Source organism: Streptomyces sp. S3(2020) (assembly GCF_013044505.1).
Taxonomy (GTDB): Bacteria; Actinomycetota; Actinomycetes; order Streptomycetales; family Streptomycetaceae; genus Streptomyces.
This window is the reverse complement of record NZ_JABERD010000001.1, coordinates 145,807-167,680: the sequence shown is the minus strand read 5'-3', so window position 1 is coordinate 167,680 and position 21,874 is coordinate 145,807. Positions and strand designations below refer to the sequence as shown.

The window sequence follows — 21,874 nt, the reverse complement described above, 5'->3', positions numbered from 1 at the left end:
GTGACAGCCTGCGGCTCAGGCTGTCAGCTGGACTCGCGGTGCACCACCGTCGCTCCCAGTACCTTGTGCGTCTCGGGCACGGAGCCGGGGTTGCGCACCGCGCGGTCCACCAGTTCGGCGAGGTCGCGGCCGGAGGGCAGTTCGAGGTGGACCGTGCTCAGTCTGGGCCGCAGGAGCCGGCCGAGCATCAGGTCGTCGGCGCCGATCAGCGCCGTCTCGCCGGGCACGTCGATCCCCTGGTCCTGGAGGGCGCGCATCAGCAGCATCGCGTACTCGTCGTTGTAGGCGAACACCGCGTCGAGGTCGAGGTCGTGCCAGCGGGCGGCGAGCCGGGCGCCGGCCTCCTCGGTGTGGGCGAGGGGCAGATGGGTCACGGTGGCGTCGGTGCCGCGCAGGGCGTTGCGGACGCCTTCGAGGCGGGGCAGCGAGAAGGCCTCCAGGCCGGCCTCCTCGGGGACGACCACGCCGATGCGGCGCCGGCCGCGCTCGTACAGGTGGGTGCCGGCTCGGTGACCGACGGCCTCGTGGTCCATGAGCAGGGCGTGGGCGCCCTCGACGGACTCGGGGCCGAGGGTGACGACGGCACGGGCGCCGGAGCGCTTGAGGACGGCGACGCCCTTCGGGCCGAGCCCGGCGCCGGGCACCAGGACGGCGACCGGGCGCAGTTCGGCCCAGGCGCGGGCGGCCTCGTCGCCGTGCAGTCCGACGCTGCCGTGCTGCACGACGGTGTAGTCGAGGCGGCTGAGGGCCCACTGGAGTTCGTTGATGAACTGGCCGTAGAGCTGGCCGACGGGGATGGTGGGGGCGGGCATCAGGACCAGGCGGCTGTGTCCGGCGCGCAGGCTGCGGGCGGCCGCGTGCGGCACGTACCCGAGTTCCTTCGCGGCCTCGTGGACACGGCGGCGGGTGGGCTCGCTGATCCGGACGGCACTGGTGTTGTTGAGGACGTAGGAGACGGTCGCGCGCGAGACGCCGGCCAGACGGGCCACATCGGCGCTCGTGGGCACGGAGCGCGGTGCGGGCGACGCGGGGGCGGGCGTTTTCGGTATCTGCACCATGACGTCACGCATCTTTGCAGAACCTGTGCGAGCCGTTCCTCAGTGGGTCGCCCCGGTGCCCGTCACACGGGCCACCAGATCGGCCCAGCCGGCCTCCAGTCGCTCCATGGGCATCCCGCACTCCCTGGTCAGGTGGTGGATCAGGGCGGGGTCGAGATATCCGAGCAGCGTCCGCGCCAGCAGTTCGCAGTCGGCGTCCGGCACGATCTGGCGCAGCAGGACCGTGACGTGCATGGTGAGCGCGCGGTGCGACGGATGGGAGAACCGGCGGGTCGGCTCCGGCTCGGCGGCCAGGTAGAGGTCCAGCTGCTCGGCCGTGCGGTACAGCACCGCCACGCCGAACGCCCGCAGCCGTTCCAGCGGGGGCGAGCCGGGGCCCAGGGGCGGCGGGCCGCCGAGGAAGTCCTCCTGGAGCTTCTTCGCCGAGTGGTCGAGGAGCGCCATCAGCAGGCCGGTGCGGTCGCCGAAGCGGCGGAAGACGGTTCCTTTGCCGACCTGGGCCGCGGCGGCCACCGCCTCCATCGTGACCCCGGCGGCGCCGTGCTCGGCGATCAGCCGGGCGGCCGCCTCCAGCAGCCGCGCCCGGTTGCGCGCGGCGTCGGCGCGCAGGCAGGGCTCCTCCTCCGGGGTGCCGAGCTGGAGCAACTCGGCCTCACCCGAGGGTTCCTGGGGCCTGGGGAAAGGCGGCAGAGAGGCGGACATGAAGACAGCGTAAAGCATCGGGAATGAAACTGGACCGCGGTCCGGTTACGGTGGTAGAACTTAAACGGACCCCGGTCCGTATTTGTGACGGCAGTGTTTCAGCATCTTGGAGTTCGCATGTCTGTTCGCATCCTTGCGCTCGTCGGCAGCCTTCGCGCCGGTTCGCACAACCGCCAGCTGGCCGAGGCGGCCGTCAAGTTCGCTCCCGAGGGTGCGAGCGTCGAGCTCTTCGAGGGCCTGGCCGAGATCCCGTTCTACAACGAGGACATCGACGTCGAGGGCAGCGTCCCGGCCCCGGCCGCCAAGCTGCGTGAGGCCGCCCAGGCCGCCGACGGCTTCCTGCTCTTCTCCCCCGAGTACAACGGCACCATCCCGGCCGTCCTCAAGAACGCCATCGACTGGCTGTCCCGTCCGTACGGCGCCGGCGCCTTCGGCGGCAAGCCGGCCGCGGTGGTCGGCACCGCGTTCGGCCAGTTCGGCGGCGTGTGGGCGCAGGACGAGACCCGCAAGGCGCTGGGCATCGCCGGCGCCAAGGTGCTGGAGGACGTCAAGCTCTCCATCCCCGGTTCCGTGGTCCGCTTCGCCGAGACCCACCCGGCCGACGACGCCGAGGTCGCCGAGCAGCTGACCGAGGTCATCGCCCGTGTGCACGGCCACGCCGGCGAGACCGCTGCCGCCTGATCATCTCCTCGCGGCGAGGGGCTGGAGCGCATGGAGCTCCGGCCCCTTTCCCATGCCCGCAACGCCCTCATGCGCGGACGGCCTCATGCCTGTGCGCCCTCACGCCCGTGCGCCGGTTCAGCCCGTGATCGAGAAGAAGATCGTGTCCTGGCTGTACCAGTCGATCGACTGCGCGGAGCGCCACTCGTCGTGCTCGAACTCCAGCTGTCCGGCGAGTTGCCCGAGTTCATGGGAGAAGGCGCTGTCGACGCGGTCCAGGACGGCGCGGTAGGCGTCCGCGGCGGGCTTCGCCCTGGCCAGCGGCAGGCGGCCGATGTCCGGGGTGCCGTCCACGGGGCACGGGATGTGGAACGGGATGCCGTCGGGCGGACCGGCGAACAGGAAGTCGCCCGGCAGCAGGTCGGCGGGGACACCGAGGCGGCGCAGCTCGTCGTCCATCAGCCCGAAGAAGGTCGAGGGCCTGGAGAACGTGCCCACCTGGGACGGGTCGCTGCCGTTCCGGTCGATGATCTTCTGGAGGGCGGTGTAGTAGGCGTTGCCCGCGCACTCGGCGTCCGAGTCGGCGCGGCCCGCGACGAGGTGCTCCAGCGCCTCGGGGACGGTCAGGCCCCAGTCGACGCCCTGCCGTTCGAGGTCGGCCTGGTGCGCCTCGGCGTACTTGCGGACATTGCCGAGGATGCGCTGCTGGTCCGCCGTCAGTTCACCGGCGCCGAGGAAGCCGATGATGTCGTTCTGGTCGGCGGTGTTGTAGCTGATGTTGCGGCTCATGATCCCCATGGTGCCAAACGGCACTGACAACGCTCAGGCCACGGCCCCCGGCGCCAGCATTCGCAACTCCGTCAACGCGGCCTCGACCGCGGGGCGTTCATGTCCCCCTCGGCGCGTGCAGGTGAGCATCCTGCGGTGCGGGTTGCCCGTACAGGGCACCCGGGTGACGGGCAGGTCCGGAGTGAGCTGGGCCAGTCGTGGGATCAGTGCGATGCCGAGCCGGTGGGCGACCAGATGGGCGGTGACGTTCCAGTCCACCGCCTGGTGGACCACGGCGGGGCTGAAACCGGCCTCCCCGCACGCGGACATGACGTGCGTACGGCAGGGGCTGTCCGGCATGGGCGCGATCCAGTCCTCGTGCGCCGCGTCCGAGAGGTCGACACGCTCGCGCCCGGCCAGCGGATGACCGTCGGGCACGACCAGGTCGAACGGGTCGTCCAGCAGCGGCTGCTGGTCGAAGCGGGCGTCGCTCAGCGGCGGGTTCTGCGGGGTGGCCTCCACGATCGCGAGGTCGACCTCACCCTCGAAGAGCAGATCGAAGCTCTCCGGCACGCCCGCCTCGTGGATGCGCACGGCCAGGCGCGGATGCCGCTCCTTGAGCCGGACCGCCATCGGCGCCAGCAGCACCGAGATCGCCACCGGATACCCGCAGACCCGCAACGGCCCCGCGGGAGACTCCTGTTCGGCGCGCAGGTCCAGTTCGGCCTGTTCCCAGCGGGCCTGGATGGCGTCGGCGTGTGCGAGCAGGCTCTCGGCGGCCGGGGTCAGGCGGACACCCCGGCCCTGTGGTTCGAGAAGGTCCACGCCGAGGTCTCGGGCGAGCTGACGGATCTGCTGCGAGGCGGCGGACGGGGTGAAGTGCAGGGCGCGGGCGGCCGCGGTCACCGTGCCGTAGTGCGCGACCGCTCGCAGGACGTGAAGCCGGCGGAGGTCAATCATGAAGTCCACGCTTCAAGGTCGGGTCCGGAAAGTCAACCTGGACGTGCATGGTGGCGAGGTCGCACCCTGATGGTGTCGCGACGGTCAACCAGCCACGACGTACAAGGAGTTCCCATGACCAGCACGACCGGCACGACCGGCACGACCACGGCCGGCACGGTCTGCCCGCACTGCGGATGGCCGGACGGTGCCGAGCCCTTCCAGGTGGTGTCCCGGCACAACACCGCGGCGGGCCGCACGGTGTGGACGCGGTGCGGCTGCGGCTCGCTCCAGGTGCGGATGATCGACGACCGCGGGATGCGGATCGTCTCCCGCGGCCGGCCCGCCGTCCCTCAGTCGAGTCCCGCCAGCCGCTGAACGGCGGGGGCCGCGAACCGTTCGATGAACGCCGCCGGCTCCCCCGTGCGCGGGGAGAGGATCACGGTGTCGATGCCGAGCTTGGTGTAGCCCGTGATGTCCCGGGTGAAGGCGTCGAGGTCACCGGTGGCGAGCGGGTCACCGGAGTAGGCGACGGTCTTGCGGATCGTGTCGTAGTCGCGGCCCTCGGTGTCGCAGTGGCCGCGCAGGACGTCGAGCTTGTGCGCGACCTCCTCGGGCGTGGTGGTGAACAGGTTGCAGGCGTCGCCGTACCGGGCGACCAGCCGGAGCGTCTTCTTCTCGCCGCCTCCGCCGATCATGATCTCGGGGCGCGGGTCGCTGACCGGGGCCGGTACGGACAGCGTCTCGGCGAGCCGGTAGTGCTTGCCCTCGAAGGGGCCGTTCGCGTCCGGGTCCCACATCTGGAGGCAGATCCGCAGGGTCTCCTCCAGCCGCTCGAAGCGTTCGGCGAGGGGCGGGAACGGCACACCGAGGCCCGCGTGCTCCCGGTCGTACCAGGCGGCGCCGATCCCGAGGGTGGCCCGGCCGCCGGACAGGACGTCGAGCGTGGTGGCGATCTTGGCGAGCAGTCCGGGGTGACGGTAGGTCACCCCGGTCACCAGGGCCCCGATCCGGACCGTGGAGGTGCGGGCCGCGAGATAGCCGAGGGTCGTGTAGGCCTCCAGCATGGGGTCCTCGGCCCGGTCGTTGAACTCCATCTGGAAGTAGTGGTCCATCACCGACAGCCAGCTCAGTCCCGCGGCCTCGGCGGCGTCGCCCGCGGCGGCCAGTTCGGCGCCGAGCGCGGGCGCTCCCCCGGGATGGTCGAACCGGTTGATGTGCACGCCCACGCGCATGGCCGTCTCCGTTCACCAAGGTCTTCACCGACCCTGGTGACGCTAGGTGCTGGAGCGCTCTCGAAGTCAAGAGGCTCGGCTAGGACACCCGCGCTTCCTGCTCCTCCTGCTTCCTGGAGGCCCTGAGGCTCGTGAAGGTCGTGACGGCGAGGACCAGCACGATGAAGCCGAGCGAGAAGGGGATGCTGATCTCGGGCACATGGACGCCGGACTCGTGCAGGGCGTGCAGCACCAGCTTGACGCCGATGAAGCCGAGGATGATCGACAGGCCGTAGCTGAGGTGGACGAGCCTCTTCAGCAGGCCGCCGATGAGGAAGTACAGCTGGCGCAGCCCCATCAGCGCGAACGCGTTCGCCGTGAAGACGATGTACGGGTCCTCGGTGAGGCCGTAGATGGCGGGGATGGAGTCGAGCGCGAACAGCACGTCGGTGGAGCCGATCGCGAGCATGACGACCAGCATCGGGGTCATGACCCGCTTGCCGTTCTCCTCGATCCACAGCTTGGTGCCGTGGTAGCGGTCGGCCACGCCGAAGCGCCGCTCGACCATCTTGAGGAGCTTGTTCTCCTGGTACTCCTCCTCGTGCTGGTCCTTGCGGGCGTCCTGGACGAGCTTCCAGGCGGTCCAGATCAGGAAGGCGCCGAAGAGGTAGAAAACCCAGGAGAACGTGGAGATGATCGCCGCGCCGGCCGCGATGAACCCGGCACGCAGCACCAGGGCCAGCAGCACGCCGACCATGAGGACCCGCTGCTGGTACTGCGTGGGCACCGAGAACTTCGCCATGATCAGGACGAAGACGAAGAGGTTGTCGACGCTGAGCGACTTCTCGGTGATGAACCCGGCGAAGAACTCACCGGCCGGCTTTCCGCCGCTGAAGATGAGCAGGCCGATGCCGAAGAGACAGGCCAGGACGACCCAGACGACCGTCCAGATGCCGGCTTCCTTGATCGACACGTCGTGGGGTTTGCGGCCGATGAAGAAGTCGACGGCGACGAGCACGCACAGGGCGGCTACCGTCAGCAGCCAGACGGAGAGGGACACGTTCACTTGTTACTCCTGGTGCGGGTGGGGCTTCCACAGCGTTGCCTCAGGGTCTGGTCCCTTCCACCCTTGTCGGGTGAACAATAAGTCATGACATGGCAAGGTCACAGGTCGCTCCGGTGCCACCCGCCGTACGGCGGGCAGGTTCCGCCGTACGGCGGCGCCCCGGCCGGCGGGCAGGGCGCGAATCATGTCCGCACGAGCCGCCGCGTTCTCGCGTGAGGAGAAGACATGAGCCTGGTACCGCCGCCGTTCGACCCGGAGCTCGCCGGAGCCCTGGAACTGATCAAGGAGTTCATCTCCCCGGGGATGACCCTGGAGGACATCGAGCAGATACGCCAGGGCCCCGGCATCCAGATGCTCGCCGAGCTCGACCTGACGCTCGACGGGTTCTTCGAGGTCGAGGACCGTGTGGTGCCGGGTCCCGAGGGCGCGCCCGAGATATCGCTGCTGATCTGCCGGCCCGCCGCGCCCTCGGCCGCGGGTCCGCGCCCCGTCGTCTACCACGTGCACGGCGGCGGCATGGTCCTCGGCACCAACCGGGTGGGCGTGGACGTGGCGCTGGCCTGGGCGAAGGAGCTGGACGCCGTCGTGGTGTCGGTGGAGTACCGGCTGGCCCCGGAGGACCCCTATCCCGCGCAGATCGAGGACGCGTACGCCGGGCTGGTCTGGACCGCGGAGCATGCCGGGGAACTGGGTGCCGACCCGGAGCGGATCGTCCTCGCGGGCGCCAGCGCGGGCGGCGGACTGTGCGCGGCCCTCGCCCTGCTCACCCGGGACCGCAAGGGCCCGCGGCCGCTCGGCCAGGTGCTGATGTGCCCGATGCTGGACGACCGCAACGACACCCCGTCCGCGCACCAGATGGCGGGTCTGGGCGTCTGGGACCGTACGGCCAACGAGACCGGCTGGACGGCCCTGCTCGGTGAGCTGCGCGGTGGCCCGGACGTTCCCGGGTACGCGGCACCGGCCCGCGCCGAGGACCTGACCGGGCTGCCCCCGGCGTTCCTGGACGTGGGTTCCGCGGAGACCTTCCGGGACGAGGTCGTCGCCTACGCCTCCCGGATCTGGCAGGCCGGCGGGATCGCCGAGCTGCATGTGTGGCCGGGCGGCTTCCACGGCTTCGACGGTTTCGCCCCGCAGGCGGCCCTGTCCCAGCGGACCCGGGCGGCGCATCTGGACTGGCTGCGCAGGCTCCTCGACACGTGAGCGTGCGGCGCCCGGACACCGGGTGGTGCCCGGAGTGAGCCGCGGGGCTCCCGGCCGGGCACCGCATGCCGCACCATGGACCCATGAAAGAGCTGGCCGGGCGCCTGACCGCGCTGGACCCGGACGCCGGTGCCGCCGTCCAGGTGATCGCCTACTTCGACCGGCTGGCCGAGTCACGGGCCGGTCTGGAGGCACTGGTGCGCGGGGCCGCGGTACTGGCCGGGGTGCCCGCGCGGCTGGTCGACGCGGACCGGCGGGTGCAGGTGCGGGTGACGGCGGACGGTGCGCGCCGCGACTCGGATCTGCCACCGGATCCGGCCTGGCCGTCGGCGGCGCTGACGCCCGGCGGGGTGCCCGCGCTGTGGCTGGAGCGGGCGGCGGAGCCGAGCGTGGTGGACGCCGTGATCCTGGAACGGGCCGCCGGTGCCGTGCGGCTCGTCCTCGACCGCACCCGCGGCCGGGCCCCGGTCGAGGATCCGGCCCTGGTGGAGACACTGCTGGACGCCACGGCCCCGGAGGCGGCCCGGCTGCACGCGGCGCGGCGGCTGGGCCTCGACCCGGCGGCGCCCGCGCGCGCCGTGGCCGCCGCCGACGGTCTGCCCCGGATCGTCCCCGAGCAGCGCGCCGCGGAACTTCCCGGCGGCCGTCTGGGTGTGGGCCCCGCCGTGCCCGTGCTCGACCTGCCGCAGTCCTGGGCCGCGGCGCGCACCGCGCTGCGGTTCACCGCGGAGGGCACCGCACAGGATCCCGGTCAGCGTGTGGTGTACGCCGACGAGCTGGGCGGCACGGCTCTCCTCGCCGGTCTCGTCGTACCGGGGGCCGAACCCCCGCCCGACGTCCTCGCGTTGGAGTCGGCGGCCGCGGCGACACCGTGGCTCCTGGCCACGCTGCACGCCGTCGCGTCGACGGCGAGTCTGCGGGCGGCCGCCGCGGAGATCAACGTGCACCACTCCACGCTCCAGGACCGGCTGGCGCACGCCGAGCATCTGCTGGGCTGGCCGGTGCGCACCCCTCAGGACCGGTTCCGCCTGCAACTGGCCCTGACGATGCGCCACTTGGCCCGCTCGTAGGCGCGGTCACCGTCAACGGAACTCGTGGACGATCTCGATCTCGCCGACGATGTGCGCGTTGAACTCGTCGAGTTCCTCGGCCGGCACCCACAGCTCCAGGATCGTCTCGCCGCCCGCCTGCTGGACGGGGTAGCGACGCAGGAACTCCGAGTCGACCTCGAAGCGGGTCACGAAGCCGGCGCCGTCGTGCTTGACGTTCCAGTCCCGGGCGATCTTCACGGCGTAGTCCTCGTTCAGGACGGGGTAGAAGATCGGCTGCTCGGGCTGCCGGGGCGGCCAGGCGCGCCAGTTCAGCTCGCGGACCAGGTCCAGCTCGACGGGGCCGGTGGGGCGCCAGAGGGTCGTCGTCGGTCGGGGGCCGGTCATGGGGAGTCGCTCTCCGTGCGGGGTGGGTCGGAACGCGGTGACCCTACCGGGGGCGGCGAGACGCTCACCACCGGGTTTCGCGGCTCAGCGCATCTGGTCCATCAGCGCCAGCGCCTCCCGCGCGGTCGAGGTGACGACGCCCGTGGCCGCGTCCGCGGTCGTGGCGACGTCCGTGAGCAGGCGGACGTCCTTGCGCAGCAGCGGTCCGGCGTGGGCGGCCAGCCGGTCGAGGGTGCCGCCCGCGGCGGTGACCCGGTCCAGGGCGAAGCTCCTGCCGCTGCCGTGGGAGATGACACGGGCCAGGGCGGCGGGGTCGACGGCCAGGTCCCGGCCGAGGGCGAGAGTGCTCGCGGCGGTGGCGAGGTGGGCGGTGAACAGGACGTTGTTCAGGAGCTTGGCCACCTGGCCGGCCCCCAGCGGGCCCATGTGGACGACCGGGTCGCCGTAGGTCTCGAAGACCGGGCGGCAGTAGGCGACGGTGCCCTGCTCTCCCCCGGCCATCACCACCAACCTGCCCTCCGCCGCGGCCGGTCCGCCGCCGCTGACGGGCGCGTCGATGAGGGTGACCCCGTGGGTGCGGGCCACGTCGGCGAGGCGGCGGCAGGTGTCGGGGTGGACGGTGCTGTGCACCGCGACCACCCCGCCCCGGCGCAGGCCCGACAGGACGCCGGACCCTCCGGTGAGGACCTCCTCCACGTCGGCGTCGTCCACGACGCACACACAGACCAGGTCGCTGACCGACGCCAGTTCGGCGGGGGACCCGGCACGCTTCGCCGAGGTGTCCTCGAAGGGGAGCAGGGTGGCGGGGCGGCGTGCCCAGAGCGTCGTCTCGAACCCGGCGGCCACGATCCTGCGGGCCATGGGCGCGCCCTGGCTGCCCAGCCCGATGAAACCGACTCGCATCAGCTTGCCTCCTGTTCGGGGGGTGCGGGGCGCCAGAACACGGCGAGCAGCCCGGCCGTGGCCGCCACGGCGACGCCCAGGGCGAGGGCGCCGCCCGCCCAGCCGGTGACGTCGATGCCGCTCGCCTCGTCCACGGACACCCGGCCCGGTCCCAGTACGGCCAGTGCCAGGGCGACGACGGCGAGGGTGAGGACGTACTCGTAGCCCTCCTTGAAGACGAAGAAGCCGTTGCGGCGGTGGGCGAGCAGACCCGCGACGAGCATCACCGAGACGACGGCCGCACAGGCCAGCGGGGTGAACAAACCGAGCACCAGGAAGGCCCCGGCGCCGATCTCGGTGACGACGCTCATCCAGGCCTGGAGGGTGCCGTTGCGCAGGCCCAGGCCGGTGAACCAGCGGGCGGTGCCCTCGATACGGCCGCCGCCGCGCCAGTGGTTGAGGCCGTGCGCGATCATCACGACGCCCAGGACCAGCCGTATCAGCAGCAGCGCGAAGTCGTCCATGGCACTCAACCCGCCCTTCCCTGCGAGGAGTCGACGTCCTCGGGGCGCGCGTTCTCGTGGAACACCGCGCACTCCTCGACGAACGACAGGACTCCGAGGTGGTAAGCCCGGGCCGAGTGACCCAGGCTCAGATTGTGGCCACTGTCGGGTTGTTCGTGAACCCTGACGCGAGGTGAGGAAGTGAACACCGAGGCGAAGTCCTTCAGCGCCCGCTCACCGGGACTCCACACCGCCTCGTGGTCGCCGAGGGTGTAGTGCACGGGGACCCGCACCCGGGCGGCCAGTTCGGGGAACTCCCGCACCCAGTCGCGTGCTTGGGCCTCATAGGCGGGCGAGGGCGCGCCGATGGCGGTGCCGCCGAAGACGTCGGGCGGATAGAGGTGGGCCGGTCCCCACAGCAGATCGCGCATCCGGCTGCGCGCGGGCCGGCGGATGCCCAGCTGCCCGTGCTCGGTCCAGCGTGCGGTGAAGCGCGGGTGGTGCTCCTGGCCGGTTCCGGCGACCTCCAGGCCCAGCAGGGCGCGCCCGCGTTCCTCGGCCGCCATGCGGATGGCCAGTTCGCTGCCCGCCGAGTGCGCCATGAGGAACACTCCCGCGCCGTGCGGGCGGGAGGCGAGCAGCCGGTCGAGGGCCGCGTAGGCCAGCTCGACGCGGTGGACCGGGTCGGTCACCTTCTCCTGGTGGGCGTGCGAGGCGCCGTAGCCCGGCCGGTCGAGGGCGATCACCGTGAAGCCGAGTGCCTGACCGGTCCGGATCAGGGACAGCCGGGGCCGGCCCGGGCAGTCGAAGTACGCGGAGTCGGTGCCGCCGCCGTGCAGGGCGAGGACGACGGCGCGCGGCCGCGGGGCCCAACTCGCGCGGTACGACAGGGGGGTGCCGTCGATGTCGATGGCGCTGTGATTCACGTATCCGTCCTGTGGTTCACGTGTCCGTCCTGAGGAGAAGGACTCCGCTGGGCGTGAGCCCTCCGGAGCTGACCACGGCGACGCGCGCGCCGGGCACCTGGCGGGGGCCCGCGGTGCCGCGCAGTTGGACGATGGCCTCCTGGACGAGGCCCATGCCGTGGGTGCGTCCGTGGGAGAGCTGGCCGCCGTGGGTGTTCAGGGGCAGTACGCCGTCGCGGGCGATGTTCTTCCCTCCGTCCAGGAAGTCCTTCGCCTCGCCGATGCCGCAGAAGCCCAACGCCTCTATCCAGGAGAGGCAGTTGAAGGTGAAGCCGTCGTAGAGTTCGGCCACGTCGACGTCGTCGGGGCGCAGCGAGGTGCGGGTCCACAGATGGGCCGACTGGCCGATGACCTGGGGTTCGTGGGTGAGGGTGCTCTGGTCCCATTCGAGGCGCTCGGTGATCCGGGTGCCCACCGCCTCGACGAGCACGGGTGGTTGGGCCAGGTCCCGGGCGGTGTCGACGTGGGAGACGATCACGGCCACCGCTCCGTCGCAGGGGACGTCGCAGTCGTAGAGCCCGAACGGGGTGGTGATGGGGCGGGCTTGCAGGTAGTCGTCCATGGTCATCGGGTCGCGGTAGACGGCGGTGGGGTGGAGGCCGGCGTTGGCGCGCTGGTTGAGGGCGATCCAGCCGAGGGTCTCGCGGGTGGTGCCGTACTTGTGGAAGTGGCGCCCGGCGTTCTGGGCCAGGGTGTGGGCGGCGGAGGTCGCGCCGAAGGGCTTGAGCCAGCCGGCGTCGGGGCTGCTCGGCGGCTGGATGCGGCCCTGCTTGACCAGTTCGCCGTAGGACGCCTCCCACAGGGTCCGGAAGCACAGCACGTGCCGGGCCAGTCCGCCGGCCACGGCCAGCATCGCGGAGATGAGGGAGCCGCCGGGACCGAAGGTCTCGCCGCCGCCGTTGTGCCAGGTGGGGCGGATCCCGAGGGCGGACTCCAGGGCGGTGACGCCGCCCTCGGCGAAGCCGCCGAAGGGGCCGGCTCCGGGGTAGGTGGCCAGGCCGTCGATGTCGTCGAAGGTCAGACCGGCGTCGGCGACCGCCTGTTCGCAGGCCTCGACGGTGAGGGAGAGCGGCGGGACCAGGAGTCGGCGGCCGAGCCGGGAGCTGCCGACACCGGTGAGCGCGACCTTGTCCTCGAACTTCTCGGTGGCGGCCATCGGGCGTACGGGCGGAGCGACTTCGTCCTCGGGCAGCGGTGCCGGTGCGCCCTGTTCGGCCGCGGGCCGGAACAGCGGCAGCCACACCGCCGCGGGCCCCTGTCCGGCCTGCTCGAAGACGACCTCCATGCGCATGCCCAGGACCAGGTCGTCCGGGTCGCACCCGACGGCGTTGGTGGTGAGCCGGACGCGGTCGTCCTCCTCCAGCGCGACCTGGGCGACGACGTACGGGGCGGGGAGGCCGGGCAGTCCGAAGCGGTGGTTGACGGTGAAGCCGATGAGGGTCGCGTGGCCGGAGACGGTCCGTACGCCCATGTCGTGGCCGCGGCAGTGGCGGCACACGGGTTGAGGCGGGTGGATCAGGGACGCGCACGAGGCGCACTCCTGGATCCGCAGCCGTCCGTCCGCCCCCGACGTCCAGAAGAACGCGTTCTGGTCGGTGAGTTGGGGCAGGGGGCGTCCGGGGGGTCCGGCCACGGGGTTGTCCTTCCTCTCGGAGTGCGGCGGGCTCAGCGGCTGATGTTCGCCCGGCCCGTGCGGACGGTGACGGGCTCGGCGAGGCGCTGTTCGTCGCAGGCCTTCTGGAGGATCTCCAGGGTCTCCTCCAGCGGAGGGCCGAGGCGCTCGCCCGGGGTGAAGGTCGCCGGGAGGTGGCGCATGCCCTGGATGACGCCGATGGTCTCGTAGTGCACGGTGGCGTCGGGGTCGCAGCGGTAGTCGGGCATGCGGTCCAGGACGGCCGTGACCATGCGTTTGAACACCGTACGGGCGACGTTGGAACCGATGCAGCGGTGGATGCCGAGACCGAAGCTGCTGTGCCGGTTGCCCTTGCGTTCGAGGTCGACGCGGTCGGGGTCGGGGAAGACGGACGGGTCGCGGTTGGCCATCGCCCAGGACAGCCAGAGGCGTTCGCCCTCCTCGAAGCGCTGGCCGGCGATCTCGCAGTCGGCGGAGATCGTGCGGCCGTCGCCGGGCGCGGGCGTGAAGTAGCGCAGGAACTCCTCGGTCGCGGAGTCCAGCAGGGTGTCCCGTTCGCGGCTGAGCCGGTCACGCTCCCCGGGGTTCTCGCCGAGCCACTCCAGGGCGTGCGCGGTGAGGGCGGTGGTGGTGTCGAAACCGCCGCCGATGAGGAGGGCCAGCACCCCGAGCAGCTCCATGTCGTCCGGGGACCTGCCGTTGATGTCGGCGCGCACCAGGGCGTCCACCAGGCCCGGCCTGGGGTGGCTGCGGATCTCCTGGATCGCCGTGTAGAGCGACAGGCCCATGTTCCGGCCCAGTTCGGTGACGCGCTCCATGTCCGGTGAGTCGGGCGGGGTGTAGACCCCGGCGTGCGCCGGTTCGTTGTAGACGGTCCAGTCCTTGAGCGGAAGGCCCATCATCGCCATGGTGAGGACGGCCGGTACGACGTTGGCGAGGTCGTCGACGAAGTCGATCCGTCCGTCCTCGGTCCGGTCGTCGAGGCAGGCGCGCACCACCTCGTCGACGAGTGGGATCCAGCGGCTCACGGCCGCCGGGGAGAGGTAGGGGTTGAGGGTCTGGCGGTAGTGGCGCTGTTCCGGCGGGTCCATCTCCAGGAAGCCGCCCTGGACTTCGGCGGCGCGCGGCGGTGGCGGGATGGTGATGCCCTTGTATCCGCGCCGCTCCCCCTTGACGTCATGGTCGTTGGAGAGGAACTCGGCGGACCGGGCCAGTTCGAAGACCTCGCGGTTGCCGCTCGCGACCCAGTGGCCGCCGTGGGTGTCGGTCCAGGCGATGGGGCACTTGGTGTGCAACTCGTGGGTGATCGACTCGAACTGGTGCCGGTACTCGGGTGTGTGCCGGTCGAAGTGCACCTGGTGTTTCTTGCGGTCGTCGCCGCCGGCGGCCTCGCTCATGAAGCCTCCCCTTCCCTGTCTTTCAGAAGATCTGGGTCCTCAGGAGATCTGGGTCCTCAGGAGATCTGGGTCTTCAGAAGATCTGGACGGCCCGTTCCGGGCACGAGTGCACGGCTTCCCGCACGTCCTCTTCCTGATCGGCCGGTACGTCCTCGCTGACGGCCGAGGAGTGGCCGTCGACCTCGTCCAGCTGGAACGCCTTCGGAGCGGTCATCCAGCAGAGCGTGTGGCCCTGGCAGCGCTCCGGATCGACGCGGACCTTCACGGCTTGCCTCCCTGTCGTTTCCGTTGTCCCTGGCGCTTGTCCCTGGCACTCAGCGGCGCCAGTCGTACCACTTGAGGTAACCGCCGGCGTCGACGCGCAGTTGGGTACCGGTGATGTAGCGGGCCTCGTCGGAGGCGAGGAAGAGGACGGCGTTGCTGATGTCGACCGGTTCGACGTAGGGGACCGGCATGGCCTGCTGTACGGCGAACGCGGGCTCGGCGTCCTCGCGGGTGGGGTGTTCGAGGTCGGGGCGGAACGACTTGTACATCGGCTCGCTCTGGAGCATCCGGGTGTCCACGTTGGTGGGGTGGACGACGTTGGCGCGCTGCTTCAACGGGGCCAGGTTGCGGGCGAGTTCGTGGACGTACTCGGACAGGGCGCGCTTGGCGTAGGCGTATCCGGAGCCGCCCGGGTTGGAGCCGGGGGTGTCGACGATGCCGTGTTCCATGAGGGCGGCGGTGGAGCCGGTGGCGATGACGGAGGCGCCCTCGCGCAGATGCGGGAGGGAGATCTGGATGGCGTTGATGCTGCCGATCAGGTCGACGTCGATGGCGTCGCACCAGGCCTGGAGCTTGGGTTCGCCGCGCAGCGGGGCGATGCCGGCCTGGGCCACGACGATGTCCAGGCCGCCGAGTTCGCCGAGCCCGGTCTCCAGTGCCGTCCGCAGTCCGGCCACGTCCCGCACGTCGGCCTGGAGGGCGACGACGCGGCGGCCCTGCTCCTCGACCAGGCGGGCCGTCTCCTTGAGGTCCTCGGGGGTGGCCATCGGATAGCCGACGGTCTCGTAGTCGCGGCACAGGTCCACCGCGATGATGTCGGCGCCCTCCTCGGCGAGGCGTACCGCGTGGCTGCGGCCCTGGCCGCGGGCGGCTCCGGTGATGAACGCGACCTTGCCCTCGACTCGTCCCATGGGTGGTGTCCTTACGTTGTAGGTCGGTTGGTCCAGGGACGCCCGTGGGCGCCGCACAGGTCGATGGGGTCAGGGGGTGCCGGCGGACGTCGCCGCGCCGAGCACCTGGTCCAGTGCGCCGAGATCGGCGCCGAGTCCGGCGGCGACCGCGCGGACGACGTCGAGGTCCTTGCCGAGGAACTCGGCCGTGGACCGGGCGAACTCGGCGACCGAGCCGCGGCGTACGACTCCGGCGAGCGCGCGGCTCGACGCGCTGCCGTGGGTGAGGGCGTCCAGCAGAAGCCGTTCGTCCAGGCCGAGTTGTGCGCCGAGCCGGGCCGCGTGCGAGAGCAGTCCGATCTGGGCGGCGAAGACGGTGTTGTTGACGAGCTTCACCCGCTGCCCCGCGCCCAGCGGGCCGACGTGCAGCACCGGGTCGCCGTAGCTGCGCAGGACGGGGCGGACGCGGGCGACGGTGTCGTCGGCGCCGCCCACGAAGAGGGTGAGGTGACCGGCGGCCACGTCGGGCGGGCCGCCGCTGACGGGGGCGTCGACCACGGCGATGCCGCGTTGTGCGATCTCCTCGACGGTGTGCGGGTCGCCGGTGGTGTGCACGACGAGGACGCATCCGCTCGGCAGGGTCCGCGACAGGCCGCTGTCGAGGCAGACTTCGCGCACCTGTGCGTCGGTGTGGACGCAGACCAGGACGACATCGGCGCCTTCGCCGACCTCGCGGGCCCGGTCGACCACCCGGGCCGGCTCCTGGGCGAGCGCGGCACGGGAACCGGCCGACCGGCCCAGGACACTCACCGTGTGTCCCGCCTCGGCGAGCCTGCGGATCATGGGCCGCCCCATGCGACCGGCTCCGATGAGCCCGACGCGCGTCACGTTCCGACTCGGATCACAAGAATCTCCCTTCTCCGAATGCGAGAACCCTACTTTCAAATTCGTGGCGCCCGGAAGTCCCGCGTGGCGAATTTATGTCAGCGCGTGACACGCCCGACTGATCCAGACCGAGGCCGTGACGCGGAAGTTGGGCCCCTGTAGTGTTCTCCCAATCCGAGAACGCCATTTCCAGCGGGAAGGAGACGGGATGCCACCCCCGGACAGGCGGCTGCTCATCGACGGACGGCTCGTCGAGGGCGACCGGACGTTCGCCACGCTCAACCCGGCCACCGGTGACGTGCTCGGCCACGCTCCCGACGCCACGGCCGAACAGGCCCGAGCCGCCGTCGCGGCCGCCCGCCGCGCGTTCGACACCACGGGCTGGTCCACCGACACCGAGTTCCGTGTCCACTGCCTCGACCAGCTCCACACCGCGCTCACCGAACACCTGGAGGAGCTGCGGGAGTTGACCATCGCCGAGGTCGGCGCGCCCCGGATGCTCACGCACAGCCAGCAGCTCGACGAGCCGGTCGGGCTGGTCCGTTACTACGCGGACCTCCTCAAGACCCACCCCCTGACCGAGGACCTCGGCGTGGTCGAGTACCTGGGGCAGCGGCACCACCGCTGGGTGGAGAAGGAGGCCGGCGGGGTCCTCGCCGCGATCGTCCCGTACAACTACCCCACCCAACTCGCCCTGGCGAAGCTGGCCCCGGCGCTCGCCGCGGGCTGCACGGTCGTCCTCAAGGGCGCCCCCGACACCCCGCTGGTCACCCTCGCCCTGGGCGAACTGATCGCGGAGCACACCGACATCCCGGCGGGCGTGGTCAACGTACTGACGTCGTCGGACGCGGCCGTCGGGGAACTGCTCACCACCCACGCGGACGTCGACATGGTCAGTTTCACCGGGTCCACCGCGACCGGCCGCCGCATCATGGCCGCCGCCAGCGGCACGGTGAAGCGGGTCTTCCTCGAACTCGGCGGCAAGTCGGCCCTGATCGTCCTCGACGACGCCGACTTCGCGGCCGCGTCGACGTACGCGGCGTACATGATCTGCCTGCACGCGGGCCAGAGTTGTGCGATCACCTCGCGGATGCTGGTGCCGCGCGAGCACCACGACACGATCGCCGGGCAGGTCGCGGCCGCGCTGGAGCGGGTGCGGTACGGCGATCCCGCACACCCCCGGACCTACCTGGGCCCGCTGATCAGCGAGCGGCAGCGCGACAAGGTCGACGGCATGGTCCGCCGGGCCGTCGAGGCGGGCGCGAGGCTGGTGACCGGCGGCAAGCGGGTCGACCCGGGCTTCTTCTACACGCCGACGCTCCTCACCGGCGTGGACCCGGCGAGCGAACTGGCGCAGGAGGAGGTCTTCGGACCCGTGCTCGCCCTCATCCCCTACGACGACGAGGACCACGCGGTCCGGATCGCCAACGACTCGGTGTACGGCCTGTCCGGCGCGGTCCACAGCGCCGACCAGGAGCGGGCGATCGCGCTGGCCCGGCGGATCCGCACGGGCACGTTCAGCATCAACGGCGGCAACTACTTCTTCGCCGACACGCCCTTCGGCGGCTACAAGCAGTCGGGCATCGGGCGGGAGAAGGGCGTGGACGGGCTGGAGGAGTTCATGGAGCGCAAGACCTTCGGGGCGGTGGTCGTATGAGCACCGGGCCGCTGAGCGGCATACGGGTTCTCGAGGTCGCGATGTACGGCTTCGTGCCGTCCGCCGGTGCCGTCCTCGCCGACTGGGGCGCGGACGTCGTCAAGGTGGAGCACGCCGTCAACGGCGATCCGCAGCGCGGTCTGCGGCAGACCGGCACGTTCAAGGTCGAGGGCGATCCGAACCCCAACGTCGAGCACGCCAACCGGGGCAAGCGCAGCATCGGCCTCGACATGGCACGGCCCGAGGGCAGGGAGGTGCTGTACGACCTGGCCCGCCGCTCGGACGTGTTCCTGACGAGCTTCCTGCCCTCGGCCCGGCGGAGGTTCGGGATCGACGTGGCCGACATCCGTGAGGTGAACCCGCGGATCGTCTACGCCCGGGGCAGTGCGCTCGGTCCGCGCGGCCGGGAGGCGGAGAAGGGCGGCTACGACATGACCGCCTTCTGGGCCCGGGCCGGCACCGCCGCCAGCCTCACCCCGCCCGGCGTCGAGGGGATGATCCCGCCGCCGGGCCCCGCCTACGGCGACACCATCTCCGGCACCAACCTCGCCGGCGGCATCGCGGCGGCCCTGCTCCAGCGCGAGCGCACCGGCGAGGCACCGGTCGTGGACGTCTCCCTGCTGGGCAGCGGTGTCTGGGCGATGGGCCACGGGATCGCCCTCTCCCTCCACCTCGACCGGCCGATGACCGCGCCGCCCCTGGGCGGGCACGGCTCCCCCACCAACCCGCTGTCCGGGCTGTACCGCACGGCCGACGAGCGCTGTCTCGCCTTCGTGATGATGCAGCCCGGCAAGTTCTGGGCCGATGTGTGCCGCCACGTGGACCGGCCCGAACTGGCCGAGGACCCGCGCTTCGCCACCGCCTCGGACCTCGCCGCGCACACCGAGGAGGCGGTCAAGATCCTGCGCGAGGTGATCGCGGGCCGCACCCTCGCCGAGTGGACCGAGCGTTTCGCGACGCTGGCCGGACCGTGGGCCCCGGTGCAGGACTCCCTTCAGGTGGGCGGCGACGCCCAGGTGCGCGCCAACGAGTACGTCGTGCGGGCCGGGGAGCTGGAACTGGCGGCGAGCCCGGTGCAGTTCGACGTCGAGGCCGCGCAACCGGGCGGTCCGGCACCGGAGTTCGCGGCGCAGACCGAGGAGATCCTCCTGGAGCTCGGCCTGGACTGGGACCGCATCCTCGCGCTCAAGGCCGCGGGAGCGGTGACCTGAGCCCCGTCACAGAAAGGGAACGCGCATGACAGTCACCGTCACCGACATCACCCCGACCACCGGCGTCGAGATCACCGGTCTGTCCGGGAACAGGCTGGTCGACAAGGGAGTCGCCGAGGAGTGTCAGGCGGCCCTGGACCGGCGGGGGGTCGTGATCTACCGCGAGGCGCACATCGGCGACGACGACCTGGTGGCCTTCAGCCGGCTGCTCGGACAGGTCGTACCGCTTCCGATGGGCGGCCACCCGACCCACCCCGACATCCAGCGCATCACCCGCGACCCCTCGAAGAGCCCGCTGGCCGCCTATCGCGAGGGCACCTTCCACTGGCACATCGACGGCACGACGGACGAAGTGCCCAACAAGGCGACACTTCTGACGGCACGCCACATCTCGGACGACGGCGGGGGCGACACGGAGTTCGCCAACACCTTCGCCACGTACGAGGCGATGTCGAGCGCCGAGCGGGCGGAGCTGGACGGCCTGCGGGTCGTGCACAGCTTCGCGGCCTCGCAACTGCTCGTCACGCCCGATCCGTCGCCGAGGGAACGGGCCGCCTGGGACCGCAACCCGGCGCGCGAGCAGTCGCTCGTCTGGACGCGGGCCGGCGGTCGCAGGTCCCTGCTCATCGGGGCGACGGCGGGCGAGGTCGTCGGCCGTCCGGCCGCCGAGGGCCGGGCGCTGCTGGACGACCTCCTGGACCGGGCGACACAGCCGGAGTTCACCCTCCGCCATCGCTGGCGCCAGGGCGACCTCGTCATCTGGGACAACACCGGCATGCTGCATCGCGCCCTGCCCTACGGCGAGGCCTCCTCCCGGCTCATGCACCGGACCTCCCTCGCGGGCGAGGAGCTGGTCGCGTGACCGGGGAGCGGCCCGGGGAGCGGCGTACCGCCCTGGTCACGGGCGGCGGTTCGGGCATCGGGCGGGCCATCGCGCTCCGGCTGGCGGAGGACGGGTTCGCGACCGCCGTCCTGGACCTCGACACGGAGGCGGCCGAGCGGGTCGCCGAGGAGGCCCGCCAGAAGGGGCACGAGGCGGTCGCCTTCGGCGGGGTCGACGTGTCGGACCGTCCGCAGGTGGACGACGCCGTACGGCGGGTGCGGGAGACGCTGGGCGGGCCCGCGCTCGTCCTGGTCAACAACGCCGGGGTGTCCGCGACCCAGGGCTTTCTGAAGATCACCGACGAGTCCTGGAACCGGATCATGGCCGTGAACCTCAACGGCCCGTTCTACTTCTGCCAGGCCGTCGTGCCCGGCATGAAGGACGCGGGCTGGGGCCGCATCGTCAACATCTCGTCCTCCAGCGCCCAGTCGGGCCAGCAGTACATGGCCCACTACGTCGCCTCGAAGGCCGGCCTCATCGGCCTCACCAAGTCACTCGCCCTGGAACTCGGCCCGGCGGGCATCACGGTGAACACCATCCCCCCGGGGTTCGTGGACACCCCGATGCTGCGCGACTCGGAGGAGCGCGGCCTCCTGGGCGGCTCGGTGTCCCATCACGCCGAGCTGACCCCGGTACGGCGTGCCGGGCGACCGGAGGACATCGCCGCCGCGTGTTCCTTCCTGGTGTCCGAGGAGGCGGGGTATGTCACGGGGCAGGTGATCGGGGTGAACGGGGGGCGCAACACCTGAGGGGTCGCCACCGAGCGCTCCGCCGGAAAGGCCGCGACCAACCCGCGGGCCGGTCGACGATGCTGCCACCGGTCCGCATCCGGGGCGCCGCCAGCGCGCAGGCGTGCATCGTCACCTCCGTGGGCTGGTCGGTCCCCGCGCGGTCGCCGCACGCGGGGCGCGTCACTTTCCGCGCGCCAACACCCGTTCCGCCGCCGCCCAGTGCGCGTCGGCCACCCACAGCCGAGCGAAGGCGCGCACCGCGTCGTCGGCCGAAGTGCCGTCGGAGACAACACGTTTGACCTCACCGGCGGGGACCGTCGCGAGAGACCTGGCCAGGGCCCGCCAGCCGTCTTCGAAGGCCGCCCGCGCAAACACCTGGTCGACGAGTCCGAGGCGCTGTGCCTCCGCGGCGTCGAGCACGGCGCCGCTGCCCGCGAGCATCAGCGCTCTCCCCCGTCCCACCAGCGCGGCCAGCCGTTCGGCCCCGCCCCACGCGGGCATGATCTCCAGGGTCACCTGGTTGAAGCCGATCCTGATGTCGTCCGCGGCCACCCGGATGTCGGCGGCCACCGCGACCTCGGCCCCGCCGCCCAGGGCATGTCCGTTGAGCGCGGCGACGACGGGTCCGGGGAAGGCGGCGATCCGGTCGCAGATGCCCCGCATCCGCCGGGCCATCGCCACCGCCTCGTCCTCGGTGCGGATCGCGGCGAGTTCCTTGAGGTCTCCCCCGGAGACGAAGGCCCGCTCCCCGGCCCCCTTGACCACCAGCGCCCGCGCGCCCTCCGCCGCGTCGAGCGCCTTCTCCAGCTCGCCCATGGTGGCGAGCGAGATGGCGTTGCGGGCGTGCGGGCGGTCGATCGTGACGACGGCCAGGCCATCGTCCAGTTCGAGGTCGATCACGTGATTCCCCCCGAGGGATATTGGCATTCT

Annotated in this window: 24 protein-coding genes; 8 read left to right on the top strand and 16 right to left on the bottom strand. The window is 71.7% G+C overall.

Annotation, left to right across the window (positions count from 1 at the left end):
* Nucleotides 1-23: 23 nt before the first annotated feature.
* Nucleotides 24-1,070: a LacI family DNA-binding transcriptional regulator gene (locus tag HLK59_RS00825; RefSeq protein ID WP_240982103.1), complete on the bottom strand. Its 1,047-nt coding sequence runs from the start codon at nt 1,068-1,070 to the stop codon at nt 24-26.
* A 27-nt stretch (nt 1,071-1,097) separates the two neighbouring features.
* Nucleotides 1,098-1,778: a TetR/AcrR family transcriptional regulator gene (locus HLK59_RS00820; protein WP_171139171.1), complete on the bottom strand. Its 681-nt coding sequence runs from the start codon at nt 1,776-1,778 to the stop codon at nt 1,098-1,100.
* Between the two features lie 99 nt (nt 1,779-1,877).
* Between HLK59_RS00820 and HLK59_RS00815 the strand changes: the two genes are divergently transcribed.
* Nucleotides 1,878-2,441: an NAD(P)H-dependent oxidoreductase gene (locus tag HLK59_RS00815; protein ID WP_171139170.1), complete on the top strand. Its 564-nt coding sequence runs from the start codon at nt 1,878-1,880 to the stop codon at nt 2,439-2,441.
* 117 nt (nt 2,442-2,558) lie between these two features.
* Here the strand turns inward: HLK59_RS00815 and HLK59_RS00810 are convergent, their stop codons facing one another.
* Together HLK59_RS00810 and HLK59_RS00805 are read right to left on the bottom strand one after the other, a co-directional pair.
* Nucleotides 2,559-3,209, bottom strand: a complete 651-nt coding sequence (locus tag HLK59_RS00810; protein WP_171139169.1) for a hypothetical protein — start codon at nt 3,207-3,209, stop codon at nt 2,559-2,561.
* A 33-nt stretch (nt 3,210-3,242) separates the two neighbouring features.
* Nucleotides 3,243-4,148: a LysR family transcriptional regulator gene (locus HLK59_RS00805; RefSeq protein ID WP_171139168.1), complete on the bottom strand. Its 906-nt coding sequence runs from the start codon at nt 4,146-4,148 to the stop codon at nt 3,243-3,245.
* Nucleotides 4,149-4,262: 114 nt separating this feature from the next.
* Between HLK59_RS00805 and HLK59_RS00800 the strand changes: the two genes are divergently transcribed.
* Nucleotides 4,263-4,505, top strand: coding sequence for a hypothetical protein (locus HLK59_RS00800; protein ID WP_171139167.1), 243 nt, complete (start codon nt 4,263-4,265; stop codon nt 4,503-4,505).
* On the opposite strand, the gene HLK59_RS00795 is transcribed toward HLK59_RS00800, so the two are convergent.
* Nucleotides 4,481-5,362: an LLM class F420-dependent oxidoreductase gene (locus HLK59_RS00795; protein WP_171139166.1), complete on the bottom strand. Its 882-nt coding sequence runs from the start codon at nt 5,360-5,362 to the stop codon at nt 4,481-4,483. The two genes, HLK59_RS00800 and HLK59_RS00795, sit on opposite strands and share 25 nt — an antisense overlap.
* Nucleotides 5,363-5,441: 79 nt before the next feature.
* Nucleotides 5,442-6,407 carry a TerC family protein gene (locus HLK59_RS00790; RefSeq protein WP_171139165.1) on the bottom strand — a complete coding sequence of 322 codons (966 nt, stop codon included), beginning with the start codon at nt 6,405-6,407 and terminating at the stop codon, nt 5,442-5,444.
* Nucleotides 6,408-6,632: 225 nt separating this feature from the next.
* Here HLK59_RS00790 and HLK59_RS00785 point away from each other — a divergent pair, with 225 nt between their 5' ends.
* Nucleotides 6,633-7,607 carry an alpha/beta hydrolase gene (locus HLK59_RS00785; protein WP_171139164.1) on the top strand — a complete coding sequence of 325 codons (975 nt, stop codon included), beginning with the start codon at nt 6,633-6,635 and terminating at the stop codon, nt 7,605-7,607.
* Nucleotides 7,608-7,690: 83 nt separating this feature from the next.
* On the top strand, nt 7,691-8,677 hold the full coding sequence (locus HLK59_RS00780; RefSeq protein ID WP_171139163.1) for a helix-turn-helix domain-containing protein: 987 nt from the start codon (nt 7,691-7,693) through the stop codon (nt 8,675-8,677).
* Between the two features lie 12 nt (nt 8,678-8,689).
* On the opposite strand, the gene HLK59_RS00775 is transcribed toward HLK59_RS00780, so the two are convergent.
* From HLK59_RS00775 to HLK59_RS00735, 9 genes are all read right to left on the bottom strand, one after another.
* Nucleotides 8,690-9,043 (bottom strand): hypothetical protein, encoded by a 354-nt coding sequence (locus HLK59_RS00775; RefSeq protein WP_171139162.1) that lies wholly within the window; start codon nt 9,041-9,043, stop codon nt 8,690-8,692.
* 84 nt (nt 9,044-9,127) lie between these two features.
* A complete protein-coding gene (locus HLK59_RS00770) occupies nt 9,128-9,946 on the bottom strand; it encodes an NAD(P)-dependent oxidoreductase (protein WP_171139161.1) in 819 nt (272 codons plus the stop codon).
* Nucleotides 9,946-10,449, bottom strand: a complete 504-nt coding sequence (locus HLK59_RS00765; protein WP_171139224.1) for a DoxX family protein — start codon at nt 10,447-10,449, stop codon at nt 9,946-9,948. Before HLK59_RS00765 ends, HLK59_RS00770 begins: the two co-directional genes overlap by 1 nt.
* Before the next feature lie 5 nt (nt 10,450-10,454).
* Entirely contained in the window at nt 10,455-11,354 is a 900-nt protein-coding gene (locus tag HLK59_RS00760) for an alpha/beta fold hydrolase (protein ID WP_171139160.1), read from the bottom strand.
* Between the two features lie 16 nt (nt 11,355-11,370).
* Entirely contained in the window at nt 11,371-13,026 is a 1,656-nt protein-coding gene (locus HLK59_RS00755) for an OB-fold domain-containing protein (protein ID WP_171139159.1), read from the bottom strand.
* 32 nt (nt 13,027-13,058) lie between these two features.
* On the bottom strand, nt 13,059-14,423 hold the full coding sequence (locus HLK59_RS00750) for a cytochrome P450 (RefSeq protein ID WP_171139158.1): 1,365 nt from the start codon (nt 14,421-14,423) through the stop codon (nt 13,059-13,061).
* A gap of 73 nt (nt 14,424-14,496) precedes the next feature.
* Nucleotides 14,497-14,688, bottom strand: coding sequence for a ferredoxin (locus HLK59_RS00745; protein WP_171139157.1), 192 nt, complete (start codon nt 14,686-14,688; stop codon nt 14,497-14,499).
* A 49-nt stretch (nt 14,689-14,737) separates the two neighbouring features.
* Nucleotides 14,738-15,598, bottom strand: a complete 861-nt coding sequence (locus HLK59_RS00740; RefSeq protein WP_171139156.1) for a mycofactocin-coupled SDR family oxidoreductase — start codon at nt 15,596-15,598, stop codon at nt 14,738-14,740.
* Between the two features lie 69 nt (nt 15,599-15,667).
* Nucleotides 15,668-16,465 (bottom strand): NAD(P)-dependent oxidoreductase, encoded by a 798-nt coding sequence (locus tag HLK59_RS00735; RefSeq protein ID WP_171139155.1) that lies wholly within the window; start codon nt 16,463-16,465, stop codon nt 15,668-15,670.
* 205 nt (nt 16,466-16,670) lie between these two features.
* On the opposite strand from HLK59_RS00735, the gene HLK59_RS00730 reads away from it, so the two are divergent.
* The 4 genes from HLK59_RS00730 to HLK59_RS00715 are packed head-to-tail and all read left to right on the top strand — an operon-like array spanning nt 16,671 to nt 20,962.
* Nucleotides 16,671-18,119 carry an aldehyde dehydrogenase family protein gene (locus HLK59_RS00730; protein ID WP_171139154.1) on the top strand — a complete coding sequence of 483 codons (1,449 nt, stop codon included), beginning with the start codon at nt 16,671-16,673 and terminating at the stop codon, nt 18,117-18,119.
* Nucleotides 18,116-19,330: a CoA transferase gene (locus HLK59_RS00725; RefSeq protein WP_171139153.1), complete on the top strand. Its 1,215-nt coding sequence runs from the start codon at nt 18,116-18,118 to the stop codon at nt 19,328-19,330. Before HLK59_RS00730 ends, HLK59_RS00725 begins: the two co-directional genes overlap by 4 nt.
* Nucleotides 19,331-19,355: 25 nt before the next feature.
* Complete coding sequence (locus HLK59_RS00720) at nt 19,356-20,192, top strand: TauD/TfdA family dioxygenase (protein ID WP_171139152.1); 837 nt, start codon at nt 19,356-19,358, stop codon at nt 20,190-20,192.
* Nucleotides 20,189-20,962 carry an SDR family NAD(P)-dependent oxidoreductase gene (locus HLK59_RS00715; RefSeq protein WP_171139151.1) on the top strand — a complete coding sequence of 258 codons (774 nt, stop codon included), beginning with the start codon at nt 20,189-20,191 and terminating at the stop codon, nt 20,960-20,962. Before HLK59_RS00720 ends, HLK59_RS00715 begins: the two co-directional genes overlap by 4 nt.
* A gap of 162 nt (nt 20,963-21,124) precedes the next feature.
* Here the strand turns inward: HLK59_RS00715 and HLK59_RS00710 are convergent, their stop codons facing one another.
* Nucleotides 21,125-21,844 (bottom strand): enoyl-CoA hydratase/isomerase family protein, encoded by a 720-nt coding sequence (locus HLK59_RS00710; RefSeq protein WP_171139150.1) that lies wholly within the window; start codon nt 21,842-21,844, stop codon nt 21,125-21,127.
* Nucleotides 21,845-21,874: the final 30 nt, after the last annotated feature.